The sequence below is a fragment of the Flavobacterium soyae genome (genome assembly GCF_021245985.1).
Classification (GTDB): domain Bacteria; phylum Bacteroidota; class Bacteroidia; order Flavobacteriales; family Flavobacteriaceae; genus Flavobacterium; species Flavobacterium soyae.
Map to the genome: position 1 here is coordinate 17,479 of NZ_JAJQXA010000011.1, position 14,403 is coordinate 31,881.

The following is a 14,403-nucleotide window of genomic DNA, read 5'->3' on the forward strand; positions in this document are numbered from 1 at the left end:
TAAACGAATAAACGTTATACATGAAATCAATCATTTTACGAGAAATAAAATCCTTTTTTGGCTCTCCTATTGGCTATTTAGTCATTGCGATTTTCTTAATCAGCAACGGACTGTTTTTATGGGTATTTGAAGGAGATTACAATATATTGAATACAGGTTATGCCGATTTAACTCCGTTTTTCACTTTAACACCGTGGATTTTAATTTTTCTGATTCCGGCTGTAACCATGAGAAGTTTCTCTGACGAAAGAAAACAAGGAACTCTTGAGTTACTTTTAACAAAACCATTATCAATTTGGGAAATTGTAAATGGAAAATTTTTAGGTTCTTTCTTCTTGATTATTTTGGCTATAATTCCAACTTTCATTTACGTAAAAGTAATTTCGAGTTTAGGCCTGCCAGAAGGAAACATTGATATGGGAAGCACAATTGGTTCTTATTTCGGATTGTTGTTTTTAATTGCTTCTTATTCAGCAATTGGAATCTTTACTTCTACTCTATCAGAAAATCAAATTGTAGCCTTTATTATTGCCGTCTTTTTGTGCTTTTTGTTTTATTTTGGATTTGAAGGCTTGGCATCGTTAGTTCCGGGACAATCAAACATTATTTCGGCATTTGGAATGCAGGATCATTTTAAAAGTATGAGCCGAGGCGTTATTGATACACGCGATGTGATTTACTTTTTAAGCATCAGCGTTTTATTTTTATCTTTTACCGTTTATCAATTAAAATCTTTTAAAGCGTAATGAAAGCATCTAATAAATTAAATTTAAAGACATTAGGCATTACAATTTTTATTTTAATTGTTTTAAATGTTCTCGGAAGCTTATTCTTTCATCGTTTTGATTTAACGAAAGACAAAAGATATACTTTATCACCAACTTCTTTACAAATTGTAAAACAGGTTAAAAATCCGCTGTCGATTAAGATTTATATGCAGGGTGAACTTCCTGCAGATTTCAGACGTTTACAACTGGAAACTAAACAATTACTGGAAGAATTTCAGGCTTACAACAGCAATATTGTTTTTGAATTCGTTAACCCAATGGAAGACGGAGAAGACAATATGGAAGTTGTAAAATCACTTTATCAAAAAGGACTTACGCCAATAAACATAACCGTTGACGATAAAGGCAAACAATCTCAGGAAATGGTTTTTCCTTGGGCTGTTGCAGTTTACAATAATAAAGAAGTTAATATTCCTTTGTTGAAAAACATTATGGGAGCTTCGACTACGCAAAAAGTAATTGGATCGATTCAGCATTTAGAATATTCGATTGCCGATGCTATCAATAAAATTACCAAAGACAGACAAAAGAAAGTTGCGATTATAAAAGGAAATGGCGAATTGTCTGAAATTCATATTGGTAAATTACTAAGACAAATTAAGGAAAGTTATTATATCGGACCTTTTACTTTAGATTCTGTTGCTAAAGATCCAAACGGAACTTTAGATGCCCTTGAAAAATATGATTTAGCGATTATCTCAAAACCAACTGAAAAATTCTCAGACGAAGAAAAACAAGTTTTGGATCAGTTTATTATGAACGGCGGTAAAACGTTATGGCTGGTTGATCAGGTTGCGGCTGATATGGACAGTTTATACAATCAGGCTGGTGCGACTTTGGCGTATCCACGAGATTTGAATTTAAACGATATGTTCTTCAAATACGGATTCAGAATTAATCCTGATTTGGTTAAAGACGAAAACGGAAGCCCAATAAAACTAGCAACAGGAGAACAAGGAAGTGCAACACAATATCAGGATTTTATCTGGAAATTTGCGCCATTAGTTCAACCTTCAAGCCAGCACCCAATTGTGAAAAATTTAGGCGGAATCAAATTTGATTTTGCCAGTCCGATTGACACTTTAAAAAACGGAATCAAAAAAACCGTTTTATTGCAATCATCTCAATATTCTAAAACAATTGGAACGCCATCAGAAATTAATCTGAATATTGTAACAGAAAAAACTACACCAGCAGATTATGCTAATAAAGGAAATATAAATCTTTCTGTTTTATTAGAAGGAAGTTTTCATTCAGCATTTGAAAATCGTGTTTTACCTTTTAAAGAAAGTTCATTTCAGGCTAAAGGAAAACCAACCAAAATGATTGTTGTTGCCGATGGAGATATTGCCAGAAATCAATTGGATAAAAACATGATGCCTGTGGAACTGGGCTATGACCAAAGAACCGGAAACCTTTATGACAATAAAGATTTTATGATGAATTGTGTCAATTATCTGCTTGATGATACAGGACTTATTAACATTAGAAGCAAAGATGTTGAACTGCCATTATTGGATAAAGAAAAAGTTTACGAAAATTATACGACAACGCAATTCATAACTATCGGGCTTCCAATCCTTATTTTATTGGTTTTTGGATTAGTATTTACCTTTATCAGAAAAAAGAAATACAGCCGATAGATGTTAATAAAAAAATTGCGAAACTTAAGAATGTTTACGATATATTTGTAATCCGTATGCCCAGCGCCTAAATGCTTGGTAATACCTCAAAAAATAAAACAAAAGAGATGAAATTTATAGTATCGAGTTCGTACTTATTAAAACAATTACAAGTTTTAGGTAGTGTAATTAACAGTAACAATACGTTGCCTATTTTAGACAACTTTTTATTTGAACTAAACAATAGTGAGTTGACTGTTTCGGCTTCAGATCTCGAAACGACAATGTCGGCTACATTATCAATCGATTCTAAAAGTAAAGGAAGCGTTGCTGTACCGGCAAAACTTTTACTTGAAATTTTAAAAACATTTCCAGAGCAGCCTTTAACTTTTACTGTTGAAGACAATAATACAGTTGAGATTAGTTCTAACTCAGGGAAATATGCATTAGCATATGCTGCCGGAGAAGAATTCCCTAAGTCTGTACATCTTGAAGATCCGTCTGTAACTTTAGTTCCTGCAGATGTTTTGGCAACTGCAGTAAGCAAAACAATTTTTGCTGCCGGAAACGATGATTTACGTCCGGTAATGTCTGGAGTATTTTTCCAGTTCTCTCCAGAGGGTTTAACTTTTGTTGCTACAGATGCTCATAAATTAGTAAAATATGCCCGTGCAGATGTAAAAGCATCTCAGGTTGCAGATTTTATCATGCCAAAGAAACCTTTGAATATCTTAAAAAGTATTTTAGGAAGTTCTGACGCTGAAGTAAAAATTGAATACAACGATTCGAATGCGACTTTCTCATTTGATAATTATATCTTACTGTGTCGTTTAATCGACGGAAAATACCCTAATTACGAAGCGGTAATTCCAAAAGAAAATCCAAATAGATTAATGATCGACCGTTCTTTATTTTTAAGTTCTGTTCGTCGTGTTGCGATTTTCTCAAACAAAACTACACACCAAATTCGTTTAAAAATTGCAGGAGCTGAATTAAATGTTTCTGCTGAGGATATCGATTACTCAAACAAAGCAGAAGAAAGACTGACTTGTGATTATCAAGGTGATGATTTACAAATTGGTTTCAATTCTCGTTTTTTAATCGAGATGCTGACAAACCTGCAGTCAGATATGATTATGTTAGAAATGTCGTTGCCAAACAGAGCTGGTATTTTAACGCCTGTTGATGGTTTAGAAGAAGGTGAAACAGTAACAATGCTGGTAATGCCTGTAATGTTAAATAGTTAACATCAAAACTTCTTTTTGTTACAGGGATTTTTTTTAATTTAAAATTAAAGACATATCATTGTAAAAAAAAATATCGCTATTAACCAACCATTTTTTATACCTAAAAACCGCAATTCTTTAAAAGAGTTGCGGTTTTTTATTTTCGGTCATTGCGAGAAACGAAGCAATCTCAACTGCAGGGTTAAACTTTGTGCTGTATTTTTAACGCAAAGCACACTAAGATTTTTTGATATAGATTGCATTTACAATGCGCTAAGTTCGCAAAGCTTTGTGTTCATATAGCTTTGCGAACTTTGCGGTTTTATAAAAACCTAGCTTATTAAAAAATCTTAGTGTGCTTTGCGTTAAAAATTACACAAGCTATGCAACCTGAAACTTTAAACCTGAAACAAATTTTTCTTTAACTTTGCACTTATGAAAATAGAAATTTGGTCGGACATCATGTGTCCGTTTTGTTATATCGGAAAAAGACAATTGGAAACAGCTTTAGAACAGTTTCCAGATAATGAATTTGAAATTGAGTGGAAAAGCTTTCAGCTTGATCCATCTATTACACCACAGCCAGAAAAAGATGTTTATACGTATTTAGCAGAACGAAAAGGCATGTCTGTTGAACAATCAAAAGAAATGCATAAAGGTGTCGCAGATCGCGCAAAAAGTGTTGGTTTAGATTACAACTTTGATAAAGCGGTTATTTCAAATTCTTTAGAAGCGCATAGAATCATCCAATTGGCTAAAACAAAAAAATTAGGCGATGAAATGGAGGAAATCTTCTTTAAAGCTTATTTTACAGAAGGAAGAGATTTAAACGACGGTCCAACTTTAATTGAATTAGCTGAAAAAGCGGGACTGAGTAAAAATGATGTTTTAGAAGTTCTGGAAAGCGAAAGTTTATATTTAAAAGAAGTTCAAAGCGATATTAAAGAAGCACAGGAAATTGGCGTGCAAGGCGTTCCGTTTTTTGTTTTTGACCGAAAATATGCTGTTTCGGGCGCTCAGCCAGTTGAAGCTTTTGTCCAGACAATCAAAGAAGGTTTAAAATAATTTAAATTTGAAATAGTAAAATAAATACGGATGAGTAAATTGCTCATCCGTTTTGTTTTTAATCTAATCCCGAAGAAAGCTTACTGCCCCTAACAAAGCCGCAATTTCATTATCTGTAGAAATAGAAACCTTTGTTTCTAAACCTGATTCTTTTATAGTTTTATTAAATGAAGACAAAAATAAATTACTTGCATTGGCAATTTTACCGCCAATAATGATGTGATCTGCTGAGAATTTTTTTATCCACGGAATTATTACTGCTGCCAAATCTTCTCCCATTGTTTCAAATACTTTTACAGCTTGCTGATCTCCATTAACAGCTAAATCATAAAGCTCTAAACCATTCTTAAGCGTAAAACCACTTAAAGTTTTATAATGAGACAAAAGACCTCTCACAGAAACATAATCTTCGGCAATACCTTCTTTATATTCAAGATTGTAAATTTCCCCATCTGTCGGCACCTGATTTCCTGTACTTATTGATACACCTTTATCAATAAAACAAGCTCCTAAACCTGTACCTAAAGTAACTGCCATTACTTTTTTAGAAAGATTTTCCTGCTGCTTAAAAACTTCTCCTTTTCCAAAACAAACAGCATCATTTTCAAAAAGCACCGGAAAATCATTTGAAAAATTTAAACTTTCTAAAAGCAACTCTCTAACATTCAATCCGTAAAAATGTTCGTATTTAGATTGATCTTTAATCCAGCAGATCCCTTTTTCATAATCAAATGGGCCGGGCATGCATATGGAAATCCCTTTTATGTTTTCAACTTTTGAATTTTCTATTGAAGTATTAATCACATCTCTCCAAATATTCATCACCTGATCTACTGGTAAATTAGAATCAAAAGATTCTTTAAATAATGAAAATTCCAAAACTTTCATTTCTGTTTTATTGATAACTGCTGCTGTAATGTGTGTTCCTCCAATATCTAGCCCAATGGCATATGATGTATTCATTTTTAATCGTTTAGCTTTTTAGTACTAGATATTTTTGTCTTTTAAAATTTGAGGATAATGGGTACTGGTGTGCACAATCATTTCTCCAAATAGTGTATTTGCCCATGCAAACCATTTACGGGTAAATTTGTTTACATCGTCTTTATGAAAGGATTCGTGCATAAATCCGGTATCGGCATTTGTTTTAATCAAATTGCTGATACAAGTTTTAATCTCTTTTTCGTCTACACTTGTAATCGCTCTCAAAACAATACTCATTGGCCAAATGGTATCAACTCCGGTATGCGGGCCGCCAATTCCTTCTCCGGCTTTTCCTTTATAGAAAAACGGATTGTTTTCTGACAACACCACTTTACGGGTATTTAGATATAAAGGATCATTTGGAGCAATCGCACCTAAATATGGAAGTGATAATAGTGAAGGAACATTAGCATCATCCATCATATGGAAACTGCCGTATCCGTTTACTTCAAAAGCAATGATTTTTCCGAATTTTGGATGTTCGATGATTCCGTTTTCTTTTAAACCTTTTTGAACCTGATCTCTTAACTCTGTAGCTTTGGCAACCAAATCATTGTCTTTTAAAGCCGGTAAAGAGAAAATTTCGATTAAATAACCTAATATTTCAATCGCAAACATATTGCTCGGAATCAAATACCCAAACAAAGTACTGTCGTCACTTGGCCTGAAAGTAGAAACAATTAAGCCGCAAGGTTTTACCGGATAGCCGTAACCGCCTAACGGAACTCCGTCTGTAGCCCAGGCAGTCTGACGCTGAAAACTATATGGGCCGCCTTTTCCATCAAGTCTTTGCTGTTCTTTAAAAGTCTGCAGAATCAACAGCATGGCTTCTTTCCATTTTGCATCAAACAAACTGATGTCTCCGGTTTCTTTCCAATAGCCGTGTGCTAATCGAACAGGGTAACATAAACTGTCAATTTCCCATTTTCTTTCGTGAATTCCGGGCTGCATTTTAGTCAGGTCGTTTTTCCATTCACTTTCTTTAGTAAAATCTTTATAAAAAGCATTCGCATAAGGATCAAGCAAAATACATTTTGCCTGACGGTTGATTACTCCTTTTACTAATTCGGCCAATTTTGGGTCTTCTTTTACAAATGGAATATAAGGCCAGATCTGTGCTGTACTGTCACGCAGCCACATTGCGTCGATATCTCCGGTAATTACGTATGTATCAGGTTTTCCGTCGATGATTTCAAAATCGACTGTAGTGTCTAGTGTATTTGGAAAACAATTTTCAAATAACCATGCCAATTCCGGGTTTGCTATTTGTTTTTTGATTCTTACAATTGCCGCTTCGACTGCTTTACTTGTAAATTTTCTTTCGGCAAGCGGAGGTCTTTTACTGATAAAATCTTTTAAAGGAAATTGAAATGTATCTGAATTAAGTCCAAAAGCATCTGTTTGAAGTGCTAATAATCCTGCGGAAAAAATTCCTGTGTTTTTTATAAATTTTCTACGTGACTGCATAAGTTTTATTTTGAAGTTGAATAAGAATACGGATACGCCTCTGATGTTGTACCTCTTTTTAAATTTGGAGAACTCGTCATATCAAAATTTAGTTCTCCGCCTTTTAATACATCAAAATGATTGATATAGTTTTTAGTATAAGCTGCATTATCCCATTTCAATTCATTTACATATTTGCTTACATCTGAATTATTTGGGGCATTTATAATAAGCTGTTTTCCGTTTTCAAGCTGTAAAGTAGTTTTCTTAAATAATGGCGCACCTAAAACGTATTCTTCTGTTGCGGGACAAACCGGATAGAATCCCATTGCAGAAAAAATATACCATGCAGAAGTCTGTCCGTTATCTTCATCACCGCAATATCCATCAGGAGTTGGTTTATACAAACGGTTCATAACTTCTCTTGACCAATATTGCGTTTTCCAAGGCTCGCCTGCATAATTGTATAAATAAATCATATGCTGAATGGGTTGATTTCCGTGTGCATACTGCCCCATATTCATAATCTGCATTTCTCGAATTTCATGTATAACAGAACCGTAATAACTGTCATCAAAAACCGGAGGTGTTGAAAATACAGCGTCTAATTTTGAAGTAAATTTTTTCTCACCGCCCATTAAATCAATTAAACCCTGAATGTCGTGAAATACGCTCCAGCTATAATGCCAGCTGTTTCCTTCTGTAAAAGCGTCTCCCCATTTAAACGGATTAAATTTTGGTGGAAAACTGCCGTCTTTATTGCGTCCGCTCATCAATCCGATAGATGGATTAAACAACTTTTTATAATTCATCATTCGCTTTTCAAGCAGATTGATTTCTTTTTTCGGACGATCTAAAGCTTTGGCTAATTTCCAGATTGCAAAATCATCATAAGCGTATTCAAGTGTTCTGGCTGCATTTTCATTAATCTCAACATCATAAGGAACATATCCTAAGGTATTGTAATACTGCACTCCTTTTCTGCCTACAGCTTCAAGCGGCCCCTCATTATTGGCTCCGTGCTGCAATGCTTCATATAAGGTATTAATATCATAACCACGTAATCCTTTCATATAAGCATCAGAAACTACTGAGGCAGAATTATTTCCCACCATAACATTTCTAAAACCCGGACTTGACCATTCTGGTAAAAATCCGCCTTCTTTATAATCGTTTATTAAACCTTCCTGCATTTCTTTATTCATAGAAGGATAAACTAAATTTAGCAAAGGATATAAAGCACGGAAAGTATCCCAAAATCCCGTTCCTGCATACATATATCCCGGCAGAATTTTTCCGTTATACGGGCTGTAATGTACAATTTCACCGTCTTTATTTATTTCATATTGTTTTTGTGGAAAACAAACGGTGCGGTATAAACAAGAATAGAAAGTTTTTAATTGATCCTCATTTGTATCTTCAACCGTAATTTTTCCTAAAACTTTATTCCATTCATTTTTAGACTGTGCTAGAGTTTCTTCAAAAGATGCTGAACCTAATTCGTTCTTTAAAGACAGTTCAGCTTGCTCCGGACTTATAAAAGAAGAAGCGACTTTTATGTTTACTTTTTCTCCTTTTTGGGTTTTAAATTCAACTATTGCGCCTGTATGAAAACCAACTGCTGTTAATTTGTCTTTTGTCTGCGCTTTGTCAATCCAGGTTGAATTAGCTGCAAATGGTTTATCAAATACTAAAACAAAATAGTTTTTAAAGTTTTGCGGAACTCCGCCGCTGTTACGGGTTGTATAACCAATAATTTTATTTTCTGATGGAATTATTTTGATATAAGATCCTTTATCGAATGCATCAATTATAATTGAAGATTTTTCGTTTTCCGGAAATGTAATCTGAAAATGAGCCGCGCGTTCTGTTGTTGTAATTTCGGTTGTTATATCATAATCTGCCAGATAAACGCTGTAATAATAAGGTTTTGAAACTTCTGCTTTATGACTGAACCAGCTCGCTCTTTCCTCTTCGGCGAAAGCCACTTTGCCTGTAACAGGCATAATCGAAAACTGACCGTAATCGTTCATCCACGGTGAAGGCTGATGTGTTTGTTTAAATCCTCTTATTTTTTCTGCAGTATACGTATACGCCCATCCGTCGCCCATTTTACCGGTTTGCGGTGTCCAAAAATTCATTCCCCAAGGTCTGCATATTGCGGGATAGGTATTTCCGTTTGAAAGATTATGCAGCGACTGCGTTCCCATTAGCGGGTTTACATATTCTACGGGTTCTTTAACTTGCGCATTTACAGAAATGCAATACTGTATTAATCCAAAAAAAAATAAACTTTTTATTTTCATAGTTTTTGTTTTTTTTTATGCTATACGCTTTAAGCTTTAGGCTGTAGGCTTTAAACTGAAAATCTAAAATCTAAAATCTAAAATCTACACTCTTAAATCTAAAATCTAAAATCTAAAATCAATTAGGCCTGTTTTCTTTTTTTACTCCAAATGTCAATGAAGGCTTGCTTCCCATGTATAATTTCAATTCTCCGCCTTGAGCTATCATTTCTTGTGTGATATATGATTTTGTATACGGTTGTCCGTTATACTCTGCTCTTTGAATGTAAATATTATCTGCGCTGTTATCAATTGCATTTATTTTAAATGAAATTCCTTTTTTATAATTTATAACTGCTGTATTTACTAACGGGCTTCCTAAAACGTAAATTCCGTTTGCAGGATTTACAGAATAAAATCCCATTGATGATAAAACATACCAAGCCGACATTTGGCCTAAATCTTCGTTACCACATAATCCGTCTGGTTTTGTGGAGTAAAATTTATCATCAATTTCACGGATTAATTTTGCCGTTTTCCAAGGCTGTCCTGCAAAAGCATACAAATACGGAATGTGATGATTTGGTTCATTTCCATGAGCGTACTGGCCTATTAAACCACTGATATCTGGCGAAACATCTTCTCCTTCAACTTTATCGGTTATTAAAAACAGAGCATCCAGTTTGTTTAAAAAGCTTTCTTCACTTCCAAACAAATCAATTAAACCATACGGATCCTGAGGAACCAACCAAGTATATTGCCACGCATTTCCTTCTACATAATCATCTTTTCGGTGTGCCGATGAAAGCGGATTAAATGGCGTTCTCCATTTTCCATTGGTTAATTTACCTCTCATGAAAGTCGTTTCTTTATCAAAATAAGGTTTGTATAAATTGGCTCTTTTGGTGAAATAAGCGTAATCTTCTGTTTTATTTAAAGCTTTTGCCATTTGTGCAATGCAATAATCGTCGATTGCATATTCAAGCGCATTTCCAACAGATTCAAGCATTTTATCCGCTGGGATATATTCTAGTTTTTGAACATAATCCATTCCGTCACGGGTTTGCATGGCTGTTTTTTTGATGGCTTCGTAAGCTAATTCGGTATCATAATCTCGGTAACCTTTTAAGTAAGCATCGACAATAACGGCAATTGAATGATTTCCGTTCATTGTGTTGGTTTCGTTGCCCATTAAATGCCAAACGGGTAATCTTCCCTGCTGCTGATAAATTGCCAAAAATGATTTAACTATATCATTAATTTTTTCCGGTTGTGTAATCGTGTATAAAGGATGTAAACCGCGATACGTATCCCAAAGTGAAAAAGTAGTGTAGTTTGTGAAATTCGCTTTTTCGTAAACTTTTTTATCTGTTCCCAGATAATCTCCATTCGCATCATTGAAAATAGATGGCGCAAACATGGTGTGATACAATGAAGTATAAAAAACTTTCATTGTTTTTTCGTCTCCTTTTATCTGAAACTTATTGAGTTCTTTATTCCATTTTGAATTGGCTTCTTTTACCACTTTATCAAAATCCCAATTCGGAATCTCGGCTTTAATATTCGCACCAGCATTCTCTGAACTTACTGGAGATATTCCAACTTTTACCAGAACTTGTTTATTTTTTAAGGTATTAAAGTCTAATACTGCCTTCATTTTTAAACCTTCACCTCCATTACCTCTTACTACTGCAGTACTGTCATGTAAAGTAATATTTGCAATTGGTTCTGAAAATTCCATTGCAAAATAAATACGCTGATCTGCTGCCCAGCCTGCTGAATAACGGTAACCTTCAATTTTAGTTTCATCAACTTTTCTTATAAAGGTTTTTACAGGTCTGTCCCAGCCTATTCCGTCTGCAAGGTCTACTAAAATATGAGCATCATCTGCTGAGTCAAAAGTATATTTATGAAAACCTACTCTTTCGCTCGCTGTTAATTCTGCTTTGATGTTGTATTTATCTAATAAAACGCTGTAATATCCAGGTTTAACAATTTCATTATTATGGGAGAAATAAGAGCCATAACCGGTTGCCATGTCTTCTTTTGTTCCTTTGGTAAGCGCTGCTTTTCCAGATACTGGCAAAAGTAAAATATCATTCAAATCGCCAATTCCTGTTCCGCTTAAGTGGGTATGCGTAAACCCTAAAATTGTATTGCTCGCATAATTGTATCCGCTGCACCAATCCCAGCCTTCAAAAACATTTACAGACCCTAACTGCACAGCTCCAAACGGAACATTAGCGCCAACAAATACGTGACCGTGACCTGCAGATCCTATCAGCGGATTTACATATTGTGTGTAATTTATATCCGTTTGTTTTAGTTGTTTTGTTTGTTTTCCCTTTTTATGCTGTGATATTGCTGGATTGGCAAAAAGTAGGTTTAAAGCCAGAATACCGCTAAATGCTATTTTATTGTATTTTTTTATCATTTCGTTTATTTTATTATTTCAATGTATATCGGTTGGCCCACAGGTTATTCGGATTAAACGGATTTACACAAATGTTTTAATTTCTGTGTGTTAGACGCACTGCTGTGCGTCTCTACGGAAAATCTTTGTCGCTTTTATTATATTGGTTTAGCCCGCAGACGACACGGATTAAACTGATTTACACGAATGTTTTAATTTCTGTGTGTTAGACGCACTGCTGTGCGTCTCTACGGAAAACCTTTGTCACTTTGAACCTTTGTCTCTTTCTTAGCAACTTAGAACCTTAGCCTCTTAGTACCTTCCTAAAACCTCATATAATGAAAAAACCTTAATCTCCGGATTAACAATTTTCCCTTCAAATGAAATTATTTTCTCTTCTCCGGCGGCTAAATCTATATAATTATCACTCCATTTTCCGGTATAATCTTTCATCGAAATATAGACATATTTTGCAGTTTTTTGGGCTTTTAAAAATACTTTATTTCCTTTTATCTGCCAGCTTATTTTTGGGTCTTCTAATTTTAAATTTATTGGGCGTGTAAGATCAATTTCTGGTGTTTTATCATCTCTGTACGCTTCACGAATAGCATACCAGGCCGCTCTTGGCTGTCGGTCATCATAATCCGTTATGCTCCAGCTTGCAACGGGCCAGCAATCGTTTAACTGCCAGACTAAAGTTCCCATATTATAAGGCGCTTTAGACCGATGAATGCCTACAATATTTTTTATCGAATAATATTGTAAACATTGTGTCAGATACGTATAATCTTCCACATTCATCTTTTTTATTTTGGTTGAATCGATAAAATATCGGTTCAAATACGAATTCAGTTTTATAAATCCTTTACCTGATTTTTGATGCGCATTTATTACATCTGAATATAAATGTCGGTCTTCCGGCAATGTGAAATTTTCTGTAGACGAATAATTCGGCATAGACAACATTCCGTATTCGCTTACAAACCGTCCTGTTTTTTTCTGTACCGCTTCAATATCTTCTAATCCCCACCATAAACCCCAATAATGACTGTCTCCTTCGGTAATACTTTTTTGTTTTGACCAATGATGTAAAGGTGAAGAACTTAAGTACGGACGTTTATCATCGACTTCTTTAACCCATTTTGGAATACTATCATGAAATAAACGAACGTAATCGTGCCACAAACGGGTTGAATCTTGTTTTGATAATTTCATGCTTTTCATCCAGCCCCAGTTTTTAAAGGCTTCATCAGATTCGTTATTACCGCACCACAAAACTATACTTGGATGATGACGCAGACGTTTTACCTGATACTGAACTTCTTCTTTTACATTATCAAAAAATGCTTTATCTCCGGGAACCATTGTGCCGGCAAACATAAAATCCTGCCATACATTAATGCCGTATTTATCGCATAAATCATAGAAATAATCGTCTTCATAAATTCCGCCGCCCCAAACACGAAGCATGTTCATATTGGCATCTTTGGCAAGAGAAACTACTTTTTCATATTCTTTTTTGGTTACCCGGGAAAGAAATACATCTGACGGAATATAATTGGCGCCTTTCATATAAACAGGTTTTCCATCTATTTTAAAATAAAAAGATCGGCCAAGACTATCCGGTTCTTGTATTAATTCTATTTTACGATTAAGAATGTATGGTTTCTCTGGAGCTTTTTCATCATAAGCCTCAAGCCTTGGCGTTTTCCAAATTCCGCAGGTTGTGAATTTTGGTCCCCAATCCCATCCAAAATGATACTGCGCTTTGCGAACATAAGCACGAGGATTGTCCGGTATTTCAAAAGGTAAATCTTTTTTAGCAAGTGAATCAACCACATTTTGTGCCGATTTAAATACTATAACTAAATTATTATTTCCTGATTTGAGTACTTTTTTAACATCTACCCGCCATTGACGGAACATGTTATCGGCTTTTAAAACCAGCTGATTATTTAAATATACAGATGCATATGTATCTAATCCGTCAAAAACCAATTCTGTGTTTTTCTTTTTCAGCATTGCTGCTGTAGCCTTAAATGTGGTTTTATATTCCCAGTTTTTACGTTCTATCCACAATAACTTTTTTTCGTTGTCCCTGTAAAATGGGTCCGGAATTAATTTATTGTTGAGTAAATCGGTGTGGATTTCTCCCGGAACTGTCGCTGGAAACCACTTTTGTGTTTTTTCTTCCCGATAACTCCAATTATTCTTCAAATCAACATTTTGTGCAAAGGCTGCCAATGAAAAATTTGAAAGATAAAGGAAGATTAACCAAAAAAGTTTTTTATCAGAATTCATTTTACTGAGTAATAATATTAATGCCTTTAAAATTCCTAAAAAGGTACAACAATTTAGTCATTTGGCAGTTCAGAGAAGGAACTGAACGTACTAAAGTTATTCCTTCTCCTTAGAATTTATTTTTCGTTATTAACTCAAAAAACAACTCGAAATATTTTCCTTTACTACCGCCTTATATTTTATTTAATGTGATGCGGGTTATTTTAAATCTGATTATAAATGAACTTTAAAACATCTGTATTTTTTTGAGATTTTTTAATTTTTGAAAATAAT

At 34.5% G+C, this 14,403-nt stretch carries 9 protein-coding genes; 4 read left to right on the forward strand and 5 right to left on the reverse strand.

What is annotated here, in order from left to right:
• The first annotated feature begins 20 nt into the window (after positions 1-20).
• The 4 genes from gldF to LUU93_RS14640 all read left to right on the forward strand — a co-directional run bounded on the left by gldF (position 21) and on the right by LUU93_RS14640 (position 4,701).
• Positions 21-746 (forward strand): gliding motility-associated ABC transporter permease subunit GldF, encoded by a 726-nt coding sequence (gene gldF / locus LUU93_RS14625; RefSeq protein WP_232681888.1) that lies wholly within the window; start codon positions 21-23, stop codon positions 744-746.
• On the forward strand, positions 746-2,431 hold the full coding sequence (gene gldG, locus LUU93_RS14630) for a gliding motility-associated ABC transporter substrate-binding protein GldG (protein ID WP_232681889.1): 1,686 nt from the start codon (positions 746-748) through the stop codon (positions 2,429-2,431). The genes gldF and gldG overlap by 1 nt, the downstream gene beginning before the upstream one ends.
• A 107-nt stretch (positions 2,432-2,538) precedes the next feature.
• On the forward strand, positions 2,539-3,657 hold the full coding sequence (gene dnaN, locus LUU93_RS14635; RefSeq protein WP_232681890.1) for a DNA polymerase III subunit beta: 1,119 nt from the start codon (positions 2,539-2,541) through the stop codon (positions 3,655-3,657).
• Between the two features lie 414 nt (positions 3,658-4,071).
• Positions 4,072-4,701 carry a DsbA family oxidoreductase gene (locus LUU93_RS14640; protein WP_232681891.1) on the forward strand — a complete coding sequence of 210 codons (630 nt, stop codon included), beginning with the start codon at positions 4,072-4,074 and terminating at the stop codon, positions 4,699-4,701.
• Positions 4,702-4,764: 63 nt separating this feature from the next.
• Here the strand turns inward: LUU93_RS14640 and LUU93_RS14645 are convergent, their stop codons facing one another.
• The 5 genes from LUU93_RS14645 to LUU93_RS14665 all read right to left on the reverse strand — a co-directional run bounded on the left by LUU93_RS14645 (position 4,765) and on the right by LUU93_RS14665 (position 14,130).
• Entirely contained in the window at positions 4,765-5,664 is a 900-nt protein-coding gene (locus tag LUU93_RS14645; protein ID WP_232681892.1) for an ROK family protein, read from the reverse strand.
• Positions 5,665-5,688: 24 nt separating this feature from the next.
• The gene (locus LUU93_RS14650; RefSeq protein ID WP_232681893.1) at positions 5,689-7,152 is read right to left on the reverse strand and encodes a glycoside hydrolase family 125 protein; all 1,464 of its coding nucleotides are present in this window, start codon (positions 7,150-7,152) and stop codon (positions 5,689-5,691) included.
• Between the two features lie 5 nt (positions 7,153-7,157).
• On the reverse strand, positions 7,158-9,437 hold the full coding sequence (locus tag LUU93_RS14655; RefSeq protein ID WP_232681895.1) for a GH92 family glycosyl hydrolase: 2,280 nt from the start codon (positions 9,435-9,437) through the stop codon (positions 7,158-7,160).
• 118 nt (positions 9,438-9,555) lie between these two features.
• A complete protein-coding gene (locus LUU93_RS14660) occupies positions 9,556-11,850 on the reverse strand; it encodes a GH92 family glycosyl hydrolase (RefSeq protein WP_232681896.1) in 2,295 nt (764 codons plus the stop codon).
• 291 nt (positions 11,851-12,141) lie between these two features.
• Positions 12,142-14,130: a beta-mannosidase gene (locus LUU93_RS14665; RefSeq protein WP_232681897.1), complete on the reverse strand. Its 1,989-nt coding sequence runs from the start codon at positions 14,128-14,130 to the stop codon at positions 12,142-12,144.
• Positions 14,131-14,403 lie beyond the last annotated feature (273 nt).

Coding starts and splice junctions, on each gene's coding strand:
- gldF (WP_232681888.1), top strand. CDS start 21: ATGAAATCAATCATTTTACGAGAAATAAAATCCTTTTTTGGCTCTCCT.
- gldG (WP_232681889.1), top strand. CDS start 746: ATGAAAGCATCTAATAAATTAAATTTAAAGACATTAGGCATTACAATT.
- dnaN (WP_232681890.1), top strand. CDS start 2,539: ATGAAATTTATAGTATCGAGTTCGTACTTATTAAAACAATTACAAGTT.
- LUU93_RS14640 (WP_232681891.1), top strand. CDS start 4,072: ATGAAAATAGAAATTTGGTCGGACATCATGTGTCCGTTTTGTTATATC.
- LUU93_RS14645 (WP_232681892.1), bottom strand. CDS start 5,664: ATGAATACATCATATGCCATTGGGCTAGATATTGGAGGAACACACATT.
- LUU93_RS14650 (WP_232681893.1), bottom strand. CDS start 7,152: ATGCAGTCACGTAGAAAATTTATAAAAAACACAGGAATTTTTTCCGCA.
- LUU93_RS14655 (WP_232681895.1), bottom strand. CDS start 9,437: ATGAAAATAAAAAGTTTATTTTTTTTTGGATTAATACAGTATTGCATT.
- LUU93_RS14660 (WP_232681896.1), bottom strand. CDS start 11,850: ATGATAAAAAAATACAATAAAATAGCATTTAGCGGTATTCTGGCTTTA.
- LUU93_RS14665 (WP_232681897.1), bottom strand. CDS start 14,130: ATGAATTCTGATAAAAAACTTTTTTGGTTAATCTTCCTTTATCTTTCA.